General features: G+C 74.8%; 18 protein-coding genes and 2 pseudogenes. 14 read left to right on the forward strand and 6 right to left on the reverse strand.

Annotated elements, in window-relative coordinates:
- A pseudogene (locus QK442_RS34100) lies at nt 1–398 on the reverse strand (M56 family peptidase); the annotation flags it as partial.
- Nucleotides 399–516: 118 nt separating this feature from the next.
- Nucleotides 517–915, reverse strand: coding sequence for a BlaI/MecI/CopY family transcriptional regulator (locus QK442_RS34105; RefSeq protein WP_282697996.1), 399 nt, complete (start codon nt 913–915; stop codon nt 517–519).
- 164 nt (nt 916–1,079) lie between these two features.
- On the opposite strand from QK442_RS34105, the gene QK442_RS34110 reads away from it, so the two are divergent.
- From QK442_RS34110 to QK442_RS34140, 7 genes and pseudogenes are all read left to right on the forward strand, one after another.
- Nucleotides 1,080–1,859, forward strand: a complete 780-nt coding sequence (locus QK442_RS34110) for a class I SAM-dependent methyltransferase (protein ID WP_282697997.1) — start codon at nt 1,080–1,082, stop codon at nt 1,857–1,859.
- Nucleotides 1,860–1,903: 44 nt separating this feature from the next.
- A complete protein-coding gene (locus QK442_RS34115; protein ID WP_282697998.1) occupies nt 1,904–2,920 on the forward strand; it encodes a GHMP kinase in 1,017 nt (338 codons plus the stop codon).
- Nucleotides 2,921–2,925: 5 nt separating this feature from the next.
- Entirely contained in the window at nt 2,926–4,134 is a 1,209-nt protein-coding gene (locus QK442_RS34120) for a PLP-dependent aminotransferase family protein (protein ID WP_282697999.1), read from the forward strand.
- Between the two features lie 132 nt (nt 4,135–4,266).
- A complete protein-coding gene (locus QK442_RS34125; protein ID WP_282698000.1) occupies nt 4,267–4,710 on the forward strand; it encodes a cell division protein SepF in 444 nt (147 codons plus the stop codon).
- Nucleotides 4,711–5,113: 403 nt separating this feature from the next.
- Nucleotides 5,114–6,232 carry an ATP-binding protein gene (locus QK442_RS34130; RefSeq protein WP_282698001.1) on the forward strand — a complete coding sequence of 373 codons (1,119 nt, stop codon included), beginning with the start codon at nt 5,114–5,116 and terminating at the stop codon, nt 6,230–6,232.
- A complete protein-coding gene (locus QK442_RS34135; RefSeq protein WP_282698002.1) occupies nt 6,229–6,615 on the forward strand; it encodes a nucleotide pyrophosphohydrolase in 387 nt (128 codons plus the stop codon). Before QK442_RS34130 ends, QK442_RS34135 begins: the two co-directional genes overlap by 4 nt.
- 126 nt (nt 6,616–6,741) lie before the next feature.
- Nucleotides 6,742–7,173: pseudogene (locus tag QK442_RS34140) on the forward strand (DUF6099 family protein); the annotation flags it as partial.
- A 265-nt stretch (nt 7,174–7,438) separates the two neighbouring features.
- On the opposite strand, the gene QK442_RS34145 reads toward QK442_RS34140, so the two are convergent.
- Nucleotides 7,439–7,696: a hypothetical protein gene (locus tag QK442_RS34145; RefSeq protein WP_282698003.1), complete on the reverse strand. Its 258-nt coding sequence runs from the start codon at nt 7,694–7,696 to the stop codon at nt 7,439–7,441.
- A gap of 250 nt (nt 7,697–7,946) precedes the next feature.
- On the opposite strand from QK442_RS34145, the gene QK442_RS34150 reads away from it, so the two are divergent.
- From QK442_RS34150 to argF, 6 genes are all read left to right on the forward strand, one after another.
- Complete coding sequence (locus QK442_RS34150) at nt 7,947–8,870, forward strand: LLM class F420-dependent oxidoreductase (RefSeq protein WP_282698004.1); 924 nt, start codon at nt 7,947–7,949, stop codon at nt 8,868–8,870.
- Between the two features lie 5 nt (nt 8,871–8,875).
- The gene (mmuM, locus tag QK442_RS34155; protein WP_282698005.1) at nt 8,876–9,790 is read left to right on the forward strand and encodes a homocysteine S-methyltransferase; all 915 of its coding nucleotides are present in this window, start codon (nt 8,876–8,878) and stop codon (nt 9,788–9,790) included.
- 60 nt (nt 9,791–9,850) lie between these two features.
- A complete protein-coding gene (locus tag QK442_RS34160; protein WP_282698006.1) occupies nt 9,851–11,344 on the forward strand; it encodes a 3' terminal RNA ribose 2'-O-methyltransferase Hen1 in 1,494 nt (497 codons plus the stop codon).
- Entirely contained in the window at nt 11,341–13,902 is a 2,562-nt protein-coding gene (locus tag QK442_RS34165) for a polynucleotide kinase-phosphatase (RefSeq protein WP_282698007.1), read from the forward strand. Before QK442_RS34160 ends, QK442_RS34165 begins: the two co-directional genes overlap by 4 nt.
- A gap of 179 nt (nt 13,903–14,081) precedes the next feature.
- Nucleotides 14,082–15,314 carry an arginine deiminase gene (locus tag QK442_RS34170; protein WP_282698008.1) on the forward strand — a complete coding sequence of 411 codons (1,233 nt, stop codon included), beginning with the start codon at nt 14,082–14,084 and terminating at the stop codon, nt 15,312–15,314.
- 117 nt (nt 15,315–15,431) lie between these two features.
- Nucleotides 15,432–16,430: an ornithine carbamoyltransferase gene (gene argF, locus QK442_RS34175; RefSeq protein ID WP_282698009.1), complete on the forward strand. Its 999-nt coding sequence runs from the start codon at nt 15,432–15,434 to the stop codon at nt 16,428–16,430.
- Nucleotides 16,431–16,438: 8 nt separating this feature from the next.
- Here argF and QK442_RS34180 read toward each other — a convergent pair whose 3' ends face one another.
- The 3 genes from QK442_RS34180 to QK442_RS34190 form a co-directional block, all read right to left on the reverse strand.
- Entirely contained in the window at nt 16,439–16,912 is a 474-nt protein-coding gene (locus tag QK442_RS34180) for an ATP-binding protein (protein WP_282698010.1), read from the reverse strand.
- Nucleotides 16,913–17,118: 206 nt separating this feature from the next.
- The gene (locus QK442_RS34185; protein WP_282698011.1) at nt 17,119–17,940 is read right to left on the reverse strand and encodes a PaaX family transcriptional regulator C-terminal domain-containing protein; all 822 of its coding nucleotides are present in this window, start codon (nt 17,938–17,940) and stop codon (nt 17,119–17,121) included.
- A 9-nt stretch (nt 17,941–17,949) separates the two neighbouring features.
- Nucleotides 17,950–19,584 carry an AMP-binding protein gene (locus tag QK442_RS34190; protein WP_282698012.1) on the reverse strand — a complete coding sequence of 545 codons (1,635 nt, stop codon included), beginning with the start codon at nt 19,582–19,584 and terminating at the stop codon, nt 17,950–17,952.
- Between the two features lie 299 nt (nt 19,585–19,883).
- Here QK442_RS34190 and QK442_RS34195 point away from each other — a divergent pair, with 299 nt between their 5' ends.
- Nucleotides 19,884–21,440 (forward strand): MFS transporter, encoded by a 1,557-nt coding sequence (locus QK442_RS34195; RefSeq protein WP_282698013.1) that lies wholly within the window; start codon nt 19,884–19,886, stop codon nt 21,438–21,440.
- Nucleotides 21,441–21,568 lie beyond the last annotated feature (128 nt).

A 21,568-nucleotide genomic window follows, 5' to 3' on the forward strand; every position in this document is an offset into this window, starting at 1 on the left:
CCAGACGGCCGGCCCCACCGCGGCGAAGTGCGTCAGAGTGGCGACGGGTGAACCCCGGGAGATCAGCGCCGACTTGCCGGCCGCCCGTGCCACGGTCCGCCGGCACCCCACGGCCTGCGCCGCCTCCTCGTCCGCCGTTCCCCGGCGTCAAGCCCGGCCGGCATGCCGGTGGTGACGACGATCCGGTCCCGCCTGCCGGGCAGCGGGTTCCCGGGAAGCCGGGCGGTCCCCACCACCATGAGCAGCCCGAGGCACAGCGTGCTGCACACGGCGAGCACCGCCGCCACCGCGCTCAGCAGCCACGTCGCGGCCCCGGGGGGCAGATGGTGCTCGGCGAGTCGGGCGACGGGCCAGGCCGTCAACGGCAGGACCAGCGGCAGGAAGACGGAGACGCCCATGCCGCCAGCCTCCCTCCTCCGAGGGCTTCGAGAACTCCGAACGACCCGATGGCTCCGAACGGCCTGGTGGCTCCGAACGATCCGAGAGCTCCGAACGGCCCGAGGGACCGGAGAGCCCTCAACGTGCCGTGGCCTCCGTGCCGTCCAGCAGCGCGCGCAGAAGGCGCTCGTCGCCGGGCGACAGCGCGGTCACGAAACTCGTCAGGACGGCTTCGCGATCGGACTCCGAGTCCAGCACCCGGCGCATCCTCAGCGCGGCGAGACCCGCCCCGTCGGCGACCGCCGTCCACTGGAACGAGCGCCCCGAACGCTCCCGCGAGACCACCCCTTTGGCATGGAGCCGGGTCAGGATGGTCACCACCGTCGTGTAGGCGAGGCCGCCCCCGAGCCGCTCCTGCACCCAGCCCGCCGCCACCGGCCCCGGCGCCGTGTGCAGCAGGGCCAGCACCTGCGTCTCCAGCTCCCCCTGTCCCCGTCTGCGCGGAGTCGCCCGGGCGGCGTGGCTGCGGTCCGTCATGCCTTCGGCCTCCCACCGTCTCCCCGCCTTCCGCTGCGGGCGCGGTTCATCGTACTGACCGCCCCGCGCCGCCCCGCCGTCCCCGCCTGTTCCCCTGCCGCACACTTCCCCACCGGCTTCGCCGGCCTCGCCCCACCACCCGAACCCCATGCCGCGATGGGCCGATGCGACGTGCCCACGACGACGAACGCCTCGCCGGAGCGTACGAGCGGGGCAACAGGATGCCGGAGCCGTCCCTCCGCTCCTGGGCCGACCTGATCGCCGCCCCTGCCCCGCGCCCCGCCCCCGCCGTCCTGGAGGTCGGCACCGGCACCGGCATGTTCGCGTCGGCCCTGGCCCGCCGGGCAGGCGCCCGCGTCCTCGCCGTCGACGCCTCCGAGGCCATGCCGGCGGAAGCCCGTCACCACCACCCGCACCCGGCCGTCCACTACGTCCCCGGCACGGCCGAAGCCCTCCCCGCCCCCTCCGCCTCCTTCGACCTCGCCCTCCTCTCCCGCGTCGTCCACCACCTCCCCGACCGCCCCCGCGCCGCCCGCGAACTGGCCCGCGTACTGCGCCCCGACGGCCGCGTGGCCGTCCGCACCGCCTTCCGCGAGCACCTCGACTCCCTCGTCCACACCTACTGCCCCAGGCTGAGGGCCGTCGACGAACGGCGCTTCCCCGGCGAGGACGAGCCCGCCGCCGACTTCGCCGCCGGCGGACTCGACCTCCTCGGGGCCGCCTCCTTCGCCCAGCCGGTCACGGCGAGCCTCACGGCGTACCACGCCCGGCTCGCCACCCGTCCCCGGTCGAAGTTCACCCACCTCACCGACGCCGAGTTCCGCGACGGCCCCGCCCGCCTCGAAGCGGCGGCCCGCGCCGAACGGGCCACCGCCCCCGAACCGGTCCTCGAACGCTACGACGTCGCCGTCTTCACCCCCTGCGGCGCCGTCGCCCCGTCCTGACCCGCCCGTCCGCCCGCCGCCCCCCGCAGGTCACACTCTCCTTCGTGACCACGAGCACCCCCGCCCCCGCCATCGCCCTCCGGCCCGCCCCCGGCACCGGTCACGCCCCCTCCCACCACGGTGAGGTCCTTCAGGGCGTCTTCCTCGACGGCGACGGGCGGCCCCGGGCCGGGCTCGTCACCCTCCCCGTGCCGGAGCCCGGGACCCGGGCCGTGTTCACGCCCCGCCCCGGCGCCCCGGCCGACGCCGTCACCGTCGTGCCCGGAGGCCGTACCAAGGCCGTCCGCGCCGCCCGGCTCGCCGTCGCCGCCTGCGCGGCCCGTACCGGGCGGGCCGCGTACGGCGGCGAGCTGCGGCTCACCGGCGGCGTCCCGCTCGGCCTCGGCATGGGAAGCTCCACCAGCGACGTCCTCGCCACCGTGCGCGCCGTCGCCGACGCGTACGGGCTCCGCCTCGACCCCGGCACCACCGCCCGCCTCGCGGTCCGCGCCGAGCACGCCAGCGACCCCCTCATGCTCGACGCCCGGCCCGTCCTCTTCGCCCAGCGCGAGGGCCGCGTCCTCGAAGTCCTCGGCCCCGCCCTGCCGCCGCTCCTCGTCGTCGGCTGCCTCCTCGGCGGCGGCGCCCCCGTCGACACCCTCGCCCTTCCCGTCCCCGCCCCCACCGACGACGACCTCCACGTCTACGCCCGCCTCCGCGACCGCCTCCGCCGGGCCCTCGCCCACGGCGACACCGCCCTCCTCGGACGGGTCGCCACCGCCAGCGCCTGCCGCGCCCAACGGGTGCTGAGGCACCCGGAGTTCGGGGCGCTCGTCGCCCTCGCCCGCCGTACCGGCGCCGTCGGCGTCCAGATCTCCCACAGCGGTTCCGTCGCCGGGGTCCTCCACGACCCCACGGCCCCCGGCGCCGAGGCCCGCGCCGACGCCTGCCGCCGCGCCCTGGACGCCCACCGCATCCCGTACACCCGCACGTTCACCGCCGGTGGCCCCAACTCCCGCCGCCCACAGGGGTCTCGGGCCGCGGACGGCTTCTGGACACCGGGCGACCGCTCCCTATGCTGACGCGTATGCCTACCGCCGCCTCCGCCTCCCGGTCCGCCGCTCCGACCCCGCCCCTCGCCTCCCGGCTGGGGGACGTGGCCTCGTCGCCCGTACGGGAGATCCTGGCGCTCACGGCACGGCCCGAGGTCATCTCGTTCGCCGGCGGCCTGCCCGCCCCCGAACTCTTCGACACCGACGGCATCAGGGCCGCCTACCAGGCCGTCCTCACGGACAGCCCGCGGTCCGCCCTCCAGTACTCCACCACCGAGGGCGACCCCGCCCTCCGCGAGGCCGTCGCCGCCCGGCTCACCGCCCGCGGCCTGGCCACCGGCGCCGACGACCTGATCGTCACCACCGGCTCCCAGCAGGCCCTCAGCCTCCTCACCACCGCGCTCCTCGAACCCGGCAGCGTGGTCCTCGTCGAGGACCCCTGCTACCTCGCCGCCCTCCAGGGCTTCGGCTTCGCCGGCGCCCGCGTCGTCCCCGTCCCCACCGACGAGGACGGCATCGTCCCCGAGGCCCTCGACGAGATCGCCGCCCGCGAGCGGCCCACCCTGCTCTACCTCGTCCCCACCTTCCAGAACCCCACCGGCCGCACCCTTCCCACCGCGCGCCGCGCCGCCGTCGCCGAGGCCGCCGCCCGCCACGGCTTCTGGATCGTCGAGGACGACCCGTACGGCGAACTCCGCTTCGACGGCGAGCCCGTCCCGCCCGTCGCCGCGCACCCGGCCGCCGCCGACCGCACGGTCCTCCTCGGCTCCTTCTCCAAGGTCATGGCCCCCGGCCTGCGCCTCGGCCACCTCCGGGCCCCCGCCGGCCTCCGCCGCGCCTGCGTCATCGCCAAGCAGGCCGCCGACCTGCACACCTCCACCGTCGACCAGGCCGCCGCCGCCCGCTACCTCCGCGACAGCGACCTCGACTCCCACGTCGCCGGGGTGCGCGCCGCCTACCGCGACCGCCGTGACGCCCTGCTCGCCGGCCTGCCCGCCGCCCTTCCCGAGGGCAGCCGCTGGAACCGGCCCGAAGGCGGCATGTTCGTCTGGGCCACCCTCCCCGAAGGCCACGACGCCACCGCCCTCCTCTCCACCGCCGTCGGCCACCTCGTCGCCTACGTGCCCGGCGCCCCCTTCTTCTGCGGCACCCCCGACCCGGCCTCCCTCCGGCTCTCCTTCACCACCCACTCGCCCGACGAGATCGCCGAGGGCCTGCGCCGCCTGGCCAAGACCTTCGTGTGACGGCTGTGACGACTGTGACGTCCGCGGTATCCACGGTGCCCGTGGCGCTCGTGATCTCTCCGTAGCCCGACCGTCACCCGTTCGACCGTGTCGTTGTTGGGCCGAACGGGTGAGGGGCGGGAGGATGGGGCCATGAGTAGGTACGAGAGGTACGACGTCACCGACGAGCAGTGGGAGGGCCTGGCCCAGGTCCTGCCGCTGCGCGGCCGTGACGAATGGCCGTCCAGAGTCGACCACCGCACGAACCCCGACCCGTACGAGACCGCCGAACGGCACCGCATGGTCGTGCTGCGGGTCCAGGTCTTCGCCGACGCCCGCGAGGTCGCCGAGTACCTCATCGCCCGGATCCCGGTCCTGCTCGACCTCACCAGCGCCGATCCCGAAGTCGCCAAGCGGGTCCTCGACTTCAGCAGCGGCGTCGTCTTCGGCCTGGGCAGCGGCATGCACCGCGTCGACCGCAACGTCTTCCTGCTCGCCCCGCCCGGGACCGAGGTCGAGTCCACCGGCGACGCCCCGGCCGACGACGAGGACGACGAGCCCGTCGGCGCCCCGCGCGCGGGCGTCCCCCGATCGTAGGAAGGCCATCTCGCCGTAACGGTTCGCCAGAACCGGCCCTGCGTACGGTCCGATCATGGACCACACCGGCGGCCCCGCCCTCGCCCGCACCCCCGAACCCGGTACCCCCGAATCAGGCGTTCCCGATCCCCGTCTCCCCGATCCCCGTCTCCCCGATCCCCGTCTCCCCGATCCCCGTCTCCCCGATCCCCGCGTTCCCGATCCGCGTGCCTCTCGCCCGGACATCGTGCCCTCTCCCCGCCTCACTCCCTCGTCCTCCGGTACGGGAGGAGGCCGCTCGCCGGTCGGCACCGGTACGTCCTCCGGGGGCGACGGCGGCGGGGGCGGGGCTCGGGTGGCGGCGGGGGCCGGGAGCCGGCCCGGAGCCGGAGCCAGGGGTGAGGGCGGGGCCGAGCCTCCGCCCGTGCCGAGGCCCGTCGTCACCGAGCTGCGGCTCTCCGCCTACGGCGGGCGCAGGCGCGCCACGTACCCCCTCGGCCCCGTCACCCTCTTCACCGGCCCCAGCGGCAGCGGCAAGTCCACCGTCCTCGGCGCGTACGAGGCGCTCGCCCGCCTCGGCGCGGGCGACCCGCTCGCCGAGGTCTTCCCCGACCCCGCCGCCCACGTCCCCGACGGCGCCCGGCCCGACTCCCAGGGCCGCCGCGGCTTCCGCATCGGCTGCACCGTCGACGGCCCCGTCGGTCCCGTCCGCCTCGACCTCGCCGTCCAGGCCGAACCCGAACTCCGCGTCGTCGGCGAACGCCTCACCCGCCACGGCCGCACCCTCCTCACCACCGCCCTCAGGGACCCCGGCCGCGCCACCGTCCAGGCCGCCTGGCTCACCGCGGGCACCACCCCCGTCACCCGCGCCCCGCTCCCCGACGACCTCCTGGGCACCGCCCTCCTCCCGCTGCGCGTCGCCGGTGCCACCGAGGGCCAGCGCGAAGTGCTCGCCGCCGCCGAACAGACCGTGGTCGGCCTCCGCTCCCTCTTCCCCTGCGCCCCCGTGCCGGACAGGATGCGCGCCCCCGTCCTCCCCGGCGAGGGGCGCCTCCTCCGCGACTGCGCCAACCTCGCCGAGGTCCTGCACCGCACCCACACCGCGTGCCCCCGCCGCCACCAGCGCCTCGCCGCCGTCGCCGCCGCGGGCTGCGCGGGTCCGGTCACCGCCGTCGGCGTGCAGCAGCTCCCCGACGGCACCGTCCGCGCCCTCCTCGCCCGGGGCGCCCGCCCCGCCACCCCGCTCGGCCGCCTCGGCGACGGCGAACTCCGCTACCTCGCCCTCGCCCTGACCCTCCTCACCGGCCCCGGCGTCCTCGCCATGGACCGGATCGCCGAGGTGCCGGACGCCATGCAGTGCCTCACCCTCCTCACCGACGACCTCGACCGGGGACTCGACACCCGCCAGGCCACCGCACTCCTCGGCCTCGCCGCCGCCATCGCGGCCGACGGCCACATCCGGCTCGTCGGCGCGGTAGGCGCGGGCACCGCGGCGGAAGCCCGGCGGACGCCGGGGGTGACAGTGGTAGACCTGACCCCGTGACGGACGACGGATACGACGTGGCAGGGCTCCAGCGCCGCCTGGCCGACTTCGCGGCGGCGCGCGACTGGCAGCCCTACCACACGCCCAAGAACCTGGCGGCGGCGCTCAGCGTCGAGGCCGCCGAACTCCTGGAGATCTTCCAGTGGCTGACCCCCGAGCAGGCGGGGAAGGTGATGGAGGACCCTGACTCGGCCCACCGCGTCACCGACGAGGTCGCCGACGTCCTCGCCTACCTCCTCCAGTTCTGCACGGTGCTGGGGATCGACCCCCTGACCGCGCTCGCCGCCAAGATCGACCGGAACGAGCTCCGCTTCCCGCCCCACGGAAGGGGTGAAACGGGCAAATCTGGCATAGGTGACGGCGATCGTCACTCTTCGGAGTGAGCGGCTTTTCCCCGTCGCGCTGCCTGTCCACAGATTTCCGCATTCCTCTGGTGTCAGGGCTCGGGTGGCCTCACGCTGGGTAGTGGACTGAGAGAACGGTAAGTCGCACGAACGGGGGCGGAGTTGATGGAAGCGGAGCGGCTCGTCCAAGCCGGCCTGCGCGCACTGGCCGAGAGCGGGACGGCACACGACATCGTGGCGGAAGCCTGGCAGGCCCGGGCCCTCGCCCAGGCCATAGGAAGTCACCTCGCGCTCTGCGGGCCGCTGGAGCTGCGCGGCGAGGCGCGGGGGCTCAGCGAGGCCGGGGAGTACCCGGCGTGGGGAGCGGCCGGGCCGCGCGCCGCCCGGCTCACCGGGGTCGGCGACCCGCGCTCGGCGCTCACCGCCCTCGGGGAGCTCCTCGGGGAGGTCGGCATCGCCCTCGTCGGCGTGGCCTCGGTCACCGACGACGAGGCGCTGTACTGGCAGTGCATGGAGGCCATCGACGCCGCCGACGAGGCGGGCGACCGCGTCCGCGGCATGCTCCGCCGCCTCGACGTGCGCGAGCAGGGCCGGGCCCGCCCTCCCGACCCGCCCCGGCGCCGAGCGGGCCCCCGCCCGGCCACCACCCCGCACCCGGGGCCTCCCGCCCCGCGCCCGGCTCCCGAGCCCGCGCGGGAAGGGCAGCCGGAGAGCCACCCGGAGAGGGGGCGCGACGGAGAACGTGACGGGGAGCGAGGCCGAGAACGCGACCAGGAACGGGACAGGGAACGCGACCGGGCCCGGGACCGGTGACGGTCCCAGGCCCGGGGCAGGGGAGGGGGAGACGGCCGGTGCGGTCCGGTCAGCGCGGCCCGGCACCACCCTCGCGGCGCTCGTCGAGGCGCTCGTCACGGTGCCCGTCGGCCGTTCCCGGCTCGTGGCGGTCCGCCGAGGACTGGAGGTCGGCGTCCAGCTGGGAGAGGTCGGCGGAGAGCGCCGCCATCAGCTCCTCCATCTGCTGGAGCAGCCCCTTCGGGGCTCCGGGGGCCTGCTGACCGGGCACGGACTGCGGCACCTGCTGCTCGGGCAGGGCCTGCTCCGGCGCGGCTTCCTGGGACATCGCGGCCTCCTCGACCCGGACCCGGCCGGTGCGGACGGAATCACGGGAGAAGAACGACGCACCGGCTGCGGCCGCCGGCACGCGGGCCGGGCGGTCCGGCTCCGCCCGAGCAAACGACGGGGCCCCGCCGCGGTCACTGGCCAGCGGTGACGCGCCCCGCCAAGGGGACGGATATTCACCCGACCGGGCCGGAAGGCCCCCCACGCTGACGCACGGCTTGACACGCACCCGACGGGTGCAGGATGGAGGCATGGATCTTCGCATCTTCACCGAACCCCAGCAGGGCGCCGACTACGACACCCTCCTCAGGGTGGCCCGCGCCACCGAGGACCTCGGCTTCTCGGCCTTCTTCCGCTCCGACCACTATCTGCGCATGGGCTCGTCCGACGGGCTTCCCGGCCCCACCGACGCCTGGATCACCCTCGCGGGCCTCGCCCGCGAGACCAAGCGGATCCGCCTCGGCACCCTGATGACCGCCGCCACCTTCCGGCTGCCGGGCGTCCTCGCCATCCAGGTCGCCCAGGTCGACCAGATGTCCGGCGGGCGCGTCGAACTCGGCCTCGGCGCCGGCTGGTTCGAGGAGGAGCACACCGCCTACGGCATCCCGTTCCCGAAGGAGAAGTTCGGCCGGCTGGAGGAGCAGCTGGCGATCGTCACGGGCCTGTGGGAGACCGAGGCCGGCAAGACGTTCTCGTACGAAGGGGAGCACTACCGTCTCGCCGACTCGCCCGCACTGCCCAAGCCCGCCCAGAAGAAGATCCCGGTCCTGATCGGCGGCCACGGCGCCACCCGCACGCCCCGGCTCGCCGCGCGGTACGCGGACGAGTTCAACATCCCGTTCGCGCCCCTGGAGGAGACCGAGCGGCAGTTCGGGCGCGTCCGCGCGGCCGCCGAGGAGGCCGGCCGGCGCGCCGACGACCTCGTGTACTCCAACGCGCTGGTCGTCTGCGTCGGCAAGGACGACGCCGAGGTGGCGCGCCGCGCCGCCGCCATCGGCCGGGACGTGGCGGAACTGAAGGCCAACGGCCTCGCGGGGTCGCCCGCCGAGGTCGTCGACAAGCTCGGCCGCTACGCGGCGGTCGGCTCCTCCCGGGTCTACCTCCAGGTCCTCGACCTGGACGACCTGGACCACCTGGAGCTGGTCTCCGCCCAGGTCGCACCGCAGCTGGGGTGACCCGAATGACACCGGCCCGGACCCTCGCCCAGGCACTCGCCGACGGAGTGCTCGTCCTCGACGGCGGCCTCTCCAACCAGCTGGAGGCCCAGGGGTGCGACCTGTCCGACGCGCTCTGGTCGGCGCGGCTGCTCGCCGACGCGCCCGAACAGATCGCGGCGGCCCACGCCGCCTACGTCCGGGCCGGGGCCCAGGTGCTGATCACCGGCAGCTACCAGGCCACCTTCGAGGGCTTCGCCCGGCGCGGCCTCGACCGCCCCGAGGCCGCCGGGCTGCTGACCCGCAGCGTCACCCTGGCCAGGGCGGCGGCGGGGGAGGAGCCTCACGTGTGGGTGGCGGCCTCCGTGGGGCCCTACGGGGCGATGCTGGCCGACGGGAGCGAGTACCGGGGCCGGTACGGGCTCTCGGTGCGGGAGCTGGCGGCCTTCCACCGGCCGCGGGTGGAGGCGCTCGCGGCGGCGGGGCCGGACGTGCTGGCGCTGGAGACGGTGCCGGACGCCGTGGAGGCGGAGGCGCTGCTGCGGGCGGCGGAGGGGTGCGGGGTGCCGGTCTGGCTGTCGTACACGGTGGCGGACGGGCGGACCCGGGCCGGGCAGGGGCTGGCGGAGGCGTTCGCGGTGGCGGCGGGGAACGAGCAGGTCGTGGCCGTCGGCGTGAACTGCTGCGAGCCCGCGGAGGCGGCCGACGCCGTCGCGGAGGCCGTGGCCGCGACCGGCCTGCCGGCGGTCGTCTACCCGAACAGCGGGGAGCGCTGGGACGCCGGGGCCCGGGGCTGGCGCGGGACGCCCGTGTACGGCCCGGCCGCCGCCCCGGCCCTCGCCGCCGCGTGGGCCCGGGCCGGTGCCCGGCTGATCGGCGGCTGCTGCCGCGTCGGCCCGGAGACCGTCGCCGCCCTGGCCCGGCGGAGAACGCCCGGGTAGCACACGGCCTGGCGGAAAATGCCTGGTCCGGGTGGGGGAGGGGCGCTCATACTCGGGCGTGTGTTCTTGACGATCAGTACCACCGGCACCCAGGAGCGTCCCGCCACCGACCTCGGTTTCCTGCTGCACAAGCATCCCGAGCGGGCGCAGGCGTTCTCGACCTCGCACGGCCGCGCGCACGTGCTCTACCCCGAGGCCACCGCGGAGCGCTGCACCGCGGCCCTGCTCCTGGAGGTGGACCCCGTGGCGCTGGTGCGCCGCGGCAAGGGCAAGGGCCGGGGCGGCGCCCCGGACGCGGCGCTCGCGCAGTACGTGAACGACCGGCCGTACGCCGCGTCCTCGCTGCTCGCGGTCGCGCTGGCGCAGGTCTTCAAGACGGCGCTGCACGGCGTGTGCCGGGCGCTGCCCGAGCGGGCGGCCCAGCCGCTGCCGCTGCGGATCGAGGTGCCGGTCCTGCCCGCCAGGGGCGGGGCGGAGCTGGTCCGGGAGCTGTTCGGACCGCTGGGCTGGACGACGGTGGACGCCGAACCGGTGGCGCTGGACGCGGAGTTCCCCGACTGGGGCGACTCGCGGTACGTGCGGCTGGTCCTGGAGGGCGACGGGCTGCGGCTCGCGGACGCGCTGAACCAGCTGTACGTGCTGCTGCCCGTCCTCGACGACGCCAAGCACTACTGGGTCGCGCCCGACGAGGTGGACAAGCTGCTGCGCGCCGGTGAGGGCTGGCTGGCGGCGCACCCCCGGCGCGAGCTGATCACCACCCGCTACCTGTCGCGCCGCCGGAGCCTCGCCCGCGAGGCCTCGGAGCGGCTCGAACTGGTGCGCCTCGCCGAGGCCGACGGCCTGGACGTCGAGGACGTCGACAACGCCGTGGACGAGGCGAGCGACACGGAGGAGCGGCCGGTGCCGCTCGCCGTGCACCGGCGCGAGGCGATCCTGGCCGCCCTGCGGTCGGCCGGCGCCTCCCGGGTCCTCGACCTGGGCTGCGGGCAGGGCCAGTTGGTGCAGGAGCTCCTGAAGGACGTGCGGTTCACGGAGATCGTGGGCGTGGACGTGTCGGTACGGGCGCTGACCGTCGCCGCGCGCCGGCTGCGCCTGGACCGGATGGGCGAGCGGCAGGCCGCCCGCGTCTCCCTGGTGCAGGGCTCGCTCACGTACACCGACAAGCGGCTCGGCGGGTACGACGCGGCCGTCCTGAGCGAGGTGATCGAGCACCTGGACCTGCCCCGGCTTCCGGCCCTGGAGTACGCGGTGTTCGGTGCGGCACGGCCCCGTACGGTCGTCGTGACCACGCCGAACGTCGAGTACAACGTGCGCTGGGAGTCGCTGCCCGCCGGGCACGTCCGGCACGGCGACCACCGCTTCGAGTGGACCCGGGCGGAGTTCCGCGCCTGGGCCGAGGGGGTGGCCGAACGGCACGGCTACACCGTGGAGTTCGCGCCGGTCGGCCCGGACGACCCCGAGGTCGGCGCACCCACGCAGATGGGCGTGTTCACCCGTACCGGGAACGACGGCGAGACGAAGAACGACGAGACGAAGAAGGAGGACCGGGCATGAGCGACGTCCCGACCGTCACCACCACCGTGGAGCGCCGCGCGCTGCCCGTCACCGACCTGTCCCTCGTCGTGCTCGTCGGCGCGACCGGTTCCGGCAAGTCCTCCTTCGCGCGGCGGCACTTCAAGCCGACCGAGGTGGTGTCATCGGACTTCTGCCGGGGCCTCGTCGCCGACGACGAGAACGACCAGTCGGCGTCCCGGGACGCCTTCGACGTGCTCCACTACATCGTCGGCAAGCGGCTCGCCGCCGGCCGGCTGACCGTCGTCGACGCCACCAACGTGCAGCGGGAGGCGCGCCGCCGGCTGGTGGCGCTGGCGCGGGAGCACGACGTGCTGCCGATCGCGATCGTGCTCGACCTGCCGGAGTCGGTCTGCCGGGAGCGGAACGCGCTGCGGGCCGACCGGGCCGACATGCCCGCCCACGTGATCCCCCGCCACCGGCGCGAGCTGCACCGGGGACTGAAGGGCCTGGAGCGGGAGGGCTTCCGCAAGGTCCACGTCCTCAGGTCGGTCGCGGAGGTGGACGCGGCGGAGGTGGTGCGGGAGCGCCGGTTCAACGACCTGCGGCACCTGACGGGACCGTTCGACATCATCGGCGACGTCCACGGCTGCCGGAGCGAGCTGGAGACGCTGCTCGGCCGGCTCGGCTACGTGGACGGCGTGCACCCGGAGGGGCGTACGGCGGTCTTCGTCGGCGACCTGGTCGACCGGGGTCCGGACTCGCCGGGTGTGCTGCGCCGGGTGATGGGCATGGTGGCGGCCGGGAACGCGCTGTGCGTGCCGGGCAACCACGAGAACAAGCTGGGCCGCTGGCTGAAGGGCAGGCAGGTCCAGCAGACCCACGGCCTCGCCGAGACGGTCGAGCAGCTGGAGCGCGAGCCCGCGGAGTTCCGCGAGCAGGTGCGGGAGTTCATCGACGGCCTGGTCAGCCACTACGTCCTCGACGACGGGAAGCTGGTGGTGTGCCACGCCGGTCTGCCGGAGAAGTACCACGGCCGCACCTCGGGCCGGGTCCGGTCCCACGCGCTGTACGGGGAGACCACCGGCGAGACCGACGAGTTCGGGCTTCCGGTGCGCTACCCGTGGGCGGAGGAGTACCGGGGCCGGGCGACGGTCGTGTACGGGCACACCCCGGTGCCGACGACCTCCTGGATCAACAACACGATCTGCCTGGACACCGGTGCCGTGTTCGGCGGGCGGATGACCGCGCTGCGCTGGCCGGAGCGCGAGCTCGTCGACGTACCGGCCGAGCGGGTCTGGTACGAGCCGGCGCGCCCGCTGGCGTCGGAGGCGCCGGGCGGGCACCAGGGCCGGCCGCTCGACCTGGCCGACGTCCACGGGCGGCGGACGGTGGAGACCCGGCACCTGGGGAACGTGGCGGTGCGGGAGGAGAACGCGGCGGCGGCCCTGGAGGTCATGAGCCGTTTCGCGGTCGACCCCCGGCTGCTCGTGTACCTGCCGCCGACGATGGCGCCGACGCCGACCGCCAAGGCGGACGGCTGGCTGGAACATCCGGCGGAGGCGTTCGCCCAGTACCGGGCGGACGGGGTCGAGCGGGTCGTGTGCGAGGAGAAGCACATGGGTTCGCGGGCGGTGGCGCTGGTGTGCCGGGACGCGGACGCGGCGCGGGAGCGCTTCGGCGTGGACGGGCCGACCGGCGCCCTGCACACCCGTACCGGACGGCCGTTCTTCGACGACGACGCCGCCACCGAGCAGGTCCTCGCCCGGCTGCGGACGGCGATCGGCGCGGCCGGGCTGTGGGAGGAGCTCGACACGGACTGGCTGCTGCTCGACGGCGAGCTGATGCCGTGGTCGCTGAAGTCGGGCGGGCTGCTGCGCCACCAGTACGCGGCGGTCGGCGCCGCCGCCGGGGCCGTACTGCCGGCTGCCGTACGGGCCCTGGAGACGGCGGCCGCGCGGGGCGTCGAGGGCCTCGAAGGGCTGCTCGCCGCCCAGCGCGAACGGGCGGCGGACGCGGGCGCGTTCACCGAGGCGTACCGGCGCTACTGCTGGCCGACGGACGGCCTGGACGGGGTGCGGTTCGCGCCGTTCCAGCTGCTCGCGGGGCGGGGCCGGTCGCTCGCGGCCGTGCCGCACGACACGCAGCTGGGGTGGCTGGACCGGCTGGTGGAGCACGATCCGACGGGGCTGCTCCAGGTGACACGGCGGATCGTCGTCGACACCGGCGACGAGGAGTCCGTCCGCGTGGGCACCGACTGGTGGCTGGAACTGACCGGCGCCGGCGGCGAGGGCATGGTCGTCAAGCCGCTCGCCGCGCTCGTCCGGGACGCCTCGGGCCGGCCGGTGCAGCCGGGCGTGAAGGTGCGCGGCCGGGAGTACCTGCGGATCGTGTACGGCCCCGAGTACACCCGTCCGGAGAACCTGGCGCGGCTGCGGCAGCGCTTCCTCGGCCACAAGCGCTCGCTCGCCCTGCGCGAGTACGCGCTCGGCCTGGAGGCCCTGGAGCGGCTGGCGGCCGACGAGCCGCTGTGGCGGGTGCACGAGGCGGTCTTCGGGGTCCTCGCCCTGGAGTCGGAACCGGTGGACCCGAGGCTGTAGGCCCCCGGGGCCGGGAGGAGGGAGCGGGCGGCGGCCCGCCCCCTCCCGGCGGCCCGCCCCCTCCCGGCGGCCCGCCCCGCTTCCCGAAATCCCGCCGCCCCGCGGATTCCCTCCGCCTCCCCGGAATTCGGCCGTGCGCGTGTCACGCGTACGGCCGTCCGCTCCGTCAGGATGGGCGCATGGGATTCCATGTCGACTCCGAGACCGGCCGGCTCCGCCGCGTGATCCTCCACCGCCCCGACCTGGAGCTGAAGCGGCTGACCCCCTCCAACAAGGACGCCCTGCTCTTCGACGACGTGCTGTGGGTGCGGAGGGCCCGCCAGGAGCACGACGGCTTCGCGGACGTGCTGCGCGACCGGGGCGTCGAGGTGCACCTCTTCGGCGATCTGCTGCGGGAGGCGCTGGACGTGCCGGCGGCGCGGGCGCTGGTGCTCGACCGGGTCTTCGACGAGAAGGAGTACGGGCCGCTCGCCGCCGACCACCTGCGGGCCGCCTTCGACTCGCTCGACACCGGGGCGCTGGTGGAGGCGCTGGTGGGCGGGATGACGAAGCGGGAGTTCCTGGCGGCGCACCGGGAGCCGACGTCGATCCGTTTCCACGCGCTCGACCTGGACGACTTCGTGCTCCGTCCGCTGCCGAACCACCTCTTCACCCGGGACACCTCGGCGTGGATCTACGACGGGGTGTCGATCAACGCGATGCGCTGGCCGGCGCGGCAGCGGGAGACGGTGCACTTCGAGGCGATCTACAAGCACCATCCGCTGTTCACGGGGCCGGAGGCGGGGGCGTTCCACCACTGGTCGGAGGGGCAGGCGGACTATCCGTCGACGATCGAGGGCGGGGACGTGCTCGTGATCGGCAACGGCGCGGTGCTGATCGGGATGAGCGAGCGGACGACGCCGCAGGCGGTGGAGATGCTGGCGCGCGGACTGTTCGCGGCGGGTTCGGCGCGGACGATCGTGGCGCTCGACATGCCGAAGCGGCGGGCGTTCATGCACCTGGACACGGTGATGACGATGGTGGACGGGGACACGTTCACGCAGTACGCCGGGCTGGGGATGCTGCGCTCGTACACGATCGAGCCGGGCGACGAGGGGCAGGCGCTGCGGGTGACGGACCATCCGCCGGAGCAGATGCACAGCGCGATCGCGGCCGCGCTCGGTCTCCAGGACGTGCGGGTCCTGACGGCGACGCAGGACGTGCACGCGGCGGAGCGGGAGCAGTGGGACGACGGCTGCAACGTGCTGGCGGTGGAGCCGGGGGTGGTGGTGGCGTACGAGCGGAACGTGACGACCAACACGCATCTGCGGAAGCAGGGCATCGAGGTGATCGAGATCCCGGGGAGTGAGCTGGGGCGGGGGAGGGGCGGCCCGCGCTGCATGAGCTGCCCGGTGGTGCGGGACGCGGTGTGAGGGACGCGGTGTGCGGGACGGGACCCCGGGGCTGTATAAGCATGCTGAAGTGTGTATAGACTTCCAGGGTCCCGTCGTACTCCGTCCCCGACCGTACCCACCCCAGGAGCACCCGCCATGGCCCTTGACCTCTCCGGCCGCCACTTCCTCAAGGAGCTGGACTTCACCGCCGAGGAGTTCCGCGGCCTGGTCGACCTCGCCGCCGAACTGAAGGCCGCCAAGAAGGCCGGCACCGAGGTGCCCCGGCTGCGCGGGCGGAACATCGCCCTGATCTTCGAGAAGACCTCCACCCGCACCCGCTGCGCCTTCGAGGTCGCCGCCGCCGACCAGGGCGCCTCCACCACCTACCTCGACCCCTCCGGCTCGCAGATCGGGCACAAGGAGTCGGTGAGGGACACCGCCCGCGTCCTCGGCCGCATGTTCGACGGCATTGAGTACCGGGGCGACAGCCAGGCCACCGTCGAGGAGCTGGCCGCCTTCGCCGGCGTCCCCGTCTTCAACGGCCTCACCGACGACTGGCACCCCACCCAGATGCTCGCCGACGTGCTCACCATGACCGAGCACAGCGACAAGCCGCTCGACGGCATCACCTTCGCCTACCTCGGCGACGCCCGCTTCAACATGGGCAACTCCTACCTCGTGACCGGCGCCCTGCTCGGCATGGACGTGCGGATCGTCGCCCCCCGGGCGTACTGGCCGGCCGACGAGGTCGTCGCCGCCGCCGGCGAGCTCGCCGACAAGAGCGGCGCCACGATCACCCTCACCGAGTCCGTCACCGACGGCGTCGTCGGCGCCGACTTCGTCGTCACCGACGTGTGGGTCTCGATGGGCGAGCCCAAGGAGGTCTGGGACGAGCGGATCGCCGCCCTCGCCCCGTACGCCGTCACCATGGACGTGCTCCGCGCCACCGGGAACCCCGACGTCAAGTTCCTGCACTGCCTGCCCGCCTACCACGACCTGGGCACCGCGGTCGCCCGCGAGGTCCACGCCCGGCACGGCCTGACCGAGTTGGAGGTCTCCGACGAGGTCTTCGAGTCGGCGCACTCCGTCGTCTTCGACGAGGCCGAGAACCGGCTCCACACCATCAAGGCGGTCCTCGTCGCCACCCTGGGGTGAAAAGGGGCCTACGGGTGCCGCCGCTGGGCGGGGATCCGGGGGAGCGTGAACCAGACCGCCTTCCCGTGCCCGGTCGGACGGTGCCCGCAGTCGCCGCTGAGCGCCCTGATCAGCAGCAGCCCCCGGCCGTGCTCCTGCCAGGGATCGACCTCGGCGTCCGGATCCGGGCAGACCAGCTGGCCGGGCCGGGCCGGATCGGGGTCGTGCACCTCGACCTGACAGCCGCCCGGCGCCGCGAGCAGCTCCACCACCAGCTCGATCGGCCCGGCGCCCGTGGTGTGCTCGACCGCGTTGGCGACCAGCTCGGCGGTGAGCAGCTCGGCCGTGTCGCGGTCCGGCCGGCCCGCCGGACCGGCGTCGAACTCGTCGAGCGCGGTACGGACCAGGGCCCGGGCGATCGGGACGGCGGCGGTGGTACGGGGCAGCCGGACGCGCCGACGGGCGCCGGGCGCGACGGCGGGGGGCGTGGGTGCGGCGGACATGGGGGACGGGCTCCCTTCGCCGGGAAGGCGGGGGCGGGCGACGGGGGGGAACAGAACAGGACGACCCGAGACATCCTGGTTTCAACCATATAGGGGGCCGATTTCCGGCCACAGAGGCGCCCCTCCCGACTCCACCGGGACCCAGGCCCCGCCCCCGCCGGGACCTTGGACGGTCCGCCCGGTCGGTCCTCGGTCCCCGCGGGCCCTTACAGGTCCTTCTCCACCGTCCGGACGTACTCCGCCCCCCGCTCCCACAGCAGCGCGTGCAGCTCCGCGAAGACCGCCGCGGACCGCCGCCCCGGCCAGTCCTCCGGCAGCAGCTCGGGCGGCAGCACCGGGTCCGCGTACGGCAGCCGGCGCCAGGAGTCGAGGGTGAGGAGGTAGTCCCGGTAGGCGTCCTCCGCCGTGCCCGGCTCCTTCCGCCAGGCCGCGAGGACCGGCTCGTGCCCGGCCAGGAACTCCTCGTGCAGCCGCGCGATCGCCGGCAGGTCCCACCAGCGGGCCACCGCCTCCGCCGTCGCCGGGTACCCCAGGTGGTCGCCGCGGAAGAAGTCCACGTACGAGGAGAGGCCGAGCCGCTCCAGGACGTGGCGGGTCTCCTCGTACAGCCGGGCCGGCGCGATCCACACGCCAGGCGCGGCGGTCCCGAAGCCGAGCCGGGCGAGCCGGGACCGCAGCAGGTGCCGCTTGTGCCGCTCCTGCTCCGGGACGGAGAAGACGGCGAGGACCCAGCCCTCCGACAGCGACGGCTCCGCCCGGGAGTGGATCCGCCGGTCGCCGTCCTCCAGGAGCCGCCGGGCCTCGTCGGAGAGCGCGTAGCCCGCCGCGCCGTCGGGGGTCCTGCGGGGCAGGAGCAGTCCGCGCCGCTTCAGCCGGGACACCGAGGAGCGCACCGAGGGCGCGTCCACGCCGACCGCCGCCAGCAGCCGGATCAGCGCGGCCACCGGCATCGGGGTCTCCTCGGCCGGCCGCCCGTAGGCGCCGTAGAGGGAGACGATCAGGGAACGGGGTGTGTGCTGCTCGGCCACGTGATCACTCTAGCCGCGCAGCCGGTGGCGCTGGAGCTTGCCCGTGGCGGTACGGGGAAGGGCGTCCAGGAAGACGACCGCGCGGGGCGACTTGTACGGGGCGAGGCGGGCGCGGACGAAGGCGCGGAGCGCGGCGGCGGTGGCCGGGTCGCGCGGCACCCCCTCCCGTACCACCGCGTAGGCGACGACGACCTGGCCGCGCAGGGGGTCCGGACGGCCCACGACCGCCGTCTCGACGACGTCCGGATGGGCGAGGAGGACCTCCTCCACCTGGGGCCCGGCGATGGTGTACCCGGCCGAGACGATCATGTCGTCGGCGCGGGAGACGTACCGGAACCGGCCGTCGGGCTCGCGGACGTACCGGTCGCCGGTGATGTTCCAGCCGTCGCGTACGTACGCCGTCTGCTGTTCTGTCTCGCGGGGGCCGGTCAGGTAGCGGCAGCCGATCGGGCCGCGCACGGCGAGCAGCCCCTCCCGGCCGTCGGGGACGGGCCGGCCGTCCGGGCCGAGGACGGCGGCCCGCCAGCCGGGCACCGGGCGGCCGGTGGTGCCGGGGCCGCTGTCGGCGTCGGCGGCGGCGACGAAGATGTGGAGGAGCTCGGTGGCGCCGATGCCGTTGACGAGCCGGAGCCCGGTCCTGGCGTACCAGGCGGTCCAGACGGCGTCGGGCAGGTGCTCGCCGGCCGAGACGCAGCGGCGCAGCGAGGACAGGTCCGCGGGGGAGCCGCCGTCGAGGAGGTCGAGCATCGCCTTGTAGGCGGTGGGCGCGGTGAAGAGCACCGACACCCGGTGGCGGCCGATCGCCGCGAGCAGCTGCTGCGGACCCGCCCGGTCCAGGAGGACGGCGGCGGCGCCGGCGCGCAGCGGGAAGACCAGCAGACCGCCGAGGCCGAAGGTGAAGGCGAGCGGCGGGGAGCCCGCGAAGACGTCGTCGGGGCGGGGCCGCAGGACGTGCGCGGAGAAGGTGTCGGCTGCGGCGAGGACGTCCCGGTGGAAGTGGACGCAGCCCTTGGGACGGCCGGTGGTGCCGGAGGTGAAGGCGATCAGGGCCACGTCGTCGGCGGCCGTGTCCGCCGCGGGGAACGGGCGGGCGGGCCGCCGCGCGGCGAGCGCGAGCAGGTCGCCGGGCCCCTCACCGCCGTACGGGACGACGGCCAGGCCCGGGACGCGGGCGGCCCGCAGCTCGTCGAGCGCGCCCGCGTCGCACAGGGCGAGCGAGCAGGCGGCCGCCTCGGCGACGGCGGCGAGCTCGGCGGCCCGCTGCTGCGCCGGCACGGCGACGGCGATCCCGCCGGCCTTCACGACCGCGAGCCAGCAGGCCGCGAGCCAGGGCGTGGTCGGCCCGCGCAGCAGCACCCGGTTGCCGGACCGCAGCCCCAGGTCGCCGGTGAGCACGGCCGCGATCCGGTCCACGCGCTCGCACAGCTCCCCGTAACTCCAGGTCCCGCCCTCTCCGTCGTGGAAGGCGGGCCGCCCGGCGCCGAACCGCCGCGCCGTCCGGTCGAGCAGCTCGGCGGCGCAGTTGAGCCGTGCGGGGTAGGCCGCCAGCTCGGGCAGGTCGAAGAGCAGCCGGGGCCACTGGGAGGCGGGCGGCAGCCGCTCGCGGGCGAAGGCGTCCACGTGCCCGGAGGGCGTCAGCTCCATGGTTCCCGCCCCCTGTGCGACCGGGGCGGGCGGCCACCGGCCCGGAGACGTACCGCACGGATGACGGACGTCACGAGTACGTGACGGAGACGCCCGGAGGCGCGGGGAGAAGCCCACATGGTCGCATTCTCGCCCGATCCGCCGTGAAACGGCCTGGCGTGGGGTCGACGGCCCCGAACTGGGGGGAACGGGACGGTGCTTGATCGACTGGTCGGGGCGGGGGGCCGGGCTTAGGGTCGAAAGGTGGACCGACCGGCCCACGGCTCCTGCGGCGAGGGCGCGACGCGCCATGAACGATCATGAGTAGGACACCGAAGCCGACGACCCCGGCGGTGGACGCCACGCCGACCAGTGCGGGAGACGGCAAGGGCATCGCCCTGTTCGTCATCGCCTCCTGCCAGCTGATGGTCGTCCTCGACATCACCATCGTCAACATCGCGCTCCCGCACATCCAGAGCGCCCTCGACTTCTCGACCACGAGCCTGTCCTGGGTGGTCAACGCCTACACGCTGACCTTCGGCGGTCTGCTGCTCCTCGGCGGACGGGCCGGCGACATCCTCGGCAGGCGCCGCGTCTTCGTCTTCGGCGTGCTGCTCTTCGGAGCGGCTTCGCTGCTCTGCGGTCTGGCGCAGAGCGAGTGGCAACTCCTGGCCGCCCGCGCCCTCCAGGGCGTCGGCGGCGCGATCGCCTCGCCGACCGCGCTCTCCCTGATCACCACCACGTTCGACGAAGGCCCGGAGCGCAACCGGGCGTTCGGCGTCTTCGCGGCCGTCTCGGCGGGCGGCGGCGCGATCGGCCTGGTGGCGGGCGGGATGCTCGTCCAATGGCTCGACTGGCGCTGGATCTTCTTCGTGAACGTGCCGATCGCCCTGCTCATCGCCTTCCTGACGCCCCGGCACGTCAGGGAGTCGCGGCGGCACCCGGGCCACTTCGACCTGCTCGGCGCGCTGACCTCGACGCTCGGCATGGTGGCGCTGGTGTACGGCTTCATCCGGGCCGCCCAGGAAGGCTGGCGCGATCCGTACACGATCGCCTCGTTCTGCGTCGCGGTCGTGCTCCTGAGCGTGTTCATCCTCATCGAGCGCCGCTCCCGGCAGCCGATCACCCCGCTGCACATGTTCGCGGACCGCAACCGCGCCGGCACCTACGTCATCATGCTCTGCCTGGCGGCGGCGATCTTCGGGATGTTCTTCTTCCTCACGCTCTTCGTGCAACGGGTCCTCGGCTTCAGCCCGTTGAGCACCGGACTCGCCTTCCTGCCGGTGAGCGCGGTCGTCGCGGTCGGTGCGGGCATCACCTCCAACCTCCTGCCGAGGTACGGCCCGAAACCCTTCATGGTGACCGGCTCGATCTTCACGGCGGTGGGCCTCTCCTGGCTGACGCTGACCGACGTCCACTCGACCTACCTCGGCAGCATCTTCGGCCCGCTCCTCATCTTCGGCTTCGGCATGGGCCTGATGTTCGTCTCGCTGACCATCATGGCGCTGTCCAACGTCGAGCAGCGCGAGTCGGGAGCGGCGTCCGGCCTGCTCAACGCCATGCAGCAGGTGGGCGGCTCGCTCGGCCTCTCCATCCTCGTCACCGTCTTCGGCACCGTGAGCCGCAACGAGGCGGAGACCCAGGTCCCCGCCTTCCTCGCCGAGGCCGGCCCCCTGGAGAAGGCCCGCTTCGGCGAGACCGGCCAGCTGCCACCCCCCTGGGCCGACCAGGTCCTCACCTCCGGCGTCTCCGCCGGCTTCGTCACGGCCGCCGTCTTCGCCGTGCTCGGCGCCGTGGTCGCCCTCCTCGTCATCAAGGTCCGCCCCTCCGACATCGAACGCCTCAAGGGCGGCGGCGCGATGATGCCGGGCGGCTGACCCTCCGCCGCACGCGGAGCGGCCACGCGGGGAAGCCGCCCCTTCCGTCAGATCGCCGTCAAGGATGACGGCCCATCGACGTCCTCTCGAAGGTCCTGCGCAGCGGCGGCGGCAAGACCGCGTTCAAC

Source organism: Streptomyces sp. CC208A, from assembly GCF_030010625.1.
Classification (GTDB): Bacteria; Actinomycetota; Actinomycetes; order Streptomycetales; family Streptomycetaceae; genus Streptomyces.

What these genes read in the sequence shown, in the direction of transcription:
- QK442_RS34105 (WP_282697996.1), bottom strand. Translation starts at nt 915, where the DNA reads ATGACGGACCGCAGCCACGCCGCCCGGGCGACTCCGCGCAGACGGGGA.
- QK442_RS34110 (WP_282697997.1), top strand. Translation starts at nt 1,080, where the DNA reads ATGCGACGTGCCCACGACGACGAACGCCTCGCCGGAGCGTACGAGCGG.
- mmuM (WP_282698005.1), top strand. Translation starts at nt 8,876, where the DNA reads ATGACACCGGCCCGGACCCTCGCCCAGGCACTCGCCGACGGAGTGCTC.
- QK442_RS34180 (WP_282698010.1), bottom strand. Translation starts at nt 16,912, where the DNA reads ATGTCCGCCGCACCCACGCCCCCCGCCGTCGCGCCCGGCGCCCGTCGG.
- QK442_RS34195 (WP_282698013.1), top strand. Translation starts at nt 19,884, where the DNA reads ATGAGTAGGACACCGAAGCCGACGACCCCGGCGGTGGACGCCACGCCG.
- QK442_RS34190 (WP_282698012.1), bottom strand. Translation starts at nt 19,584, where the DNA reads ATGGAGCTGACGCCCTCCGGGCACGTGGACGCCTTCGCCCGCGAGCGG.
- argF (WP_282698009.1), top strand. Translation starts at nt 15,432, where the DNA reads ATGGCCCTTGACCTCTCCGGCCGCCACTTCCTCAAGGAGCTGGACTTC.
- QK442_RS34150 (WP_282698004.1), top strand. Translation starts at nt 7,947, where the DNA reads ATGGATCTTCGCATCTTCACCGAACCCCAGCAGGGCGCCGACTACGAC.
- QK442_RS34165 (WP_282698007.1), top strand. Translation starts at nt 11,341, where the DNA reads ATGAGCGACGTCCCGACCGTCACCACCACCGTGGAGCGCCGCGCGCTG.
- QK442_RS34145 (WP_282698003.1), bottom strand. Translation starts at nt 7,696, where the DNA reads ATGTCCCAGGAAGCCGCGCCGGAGCAGGCCCTGCCCGAGCAGCAGGTG.
- QK442_RS34170 (WP_282698008.1), top strand. Translation starts at nt 14,082, where the DNA reads ATGGGATTCCATGTCGACTCCGAGACCGGCCGGCTCCGCCGCGTGATC.
- QK442_RS34125 (WP_282698000.1), top strand. Translation starts at nt 4,267, where the DNA reads ATGAGTAGGTACGAGAGGTACGACGTCACCGACGAGCAGTGGGAGGGC.
- QK442_RS34120 (WP_282697999.1), top strand. Translation starts at nt 2,926, where the DNA reads ATGCCTACCGCCGCCTCCGCCTCCCGGTCCGCCGCTCCGACCCCGCCC.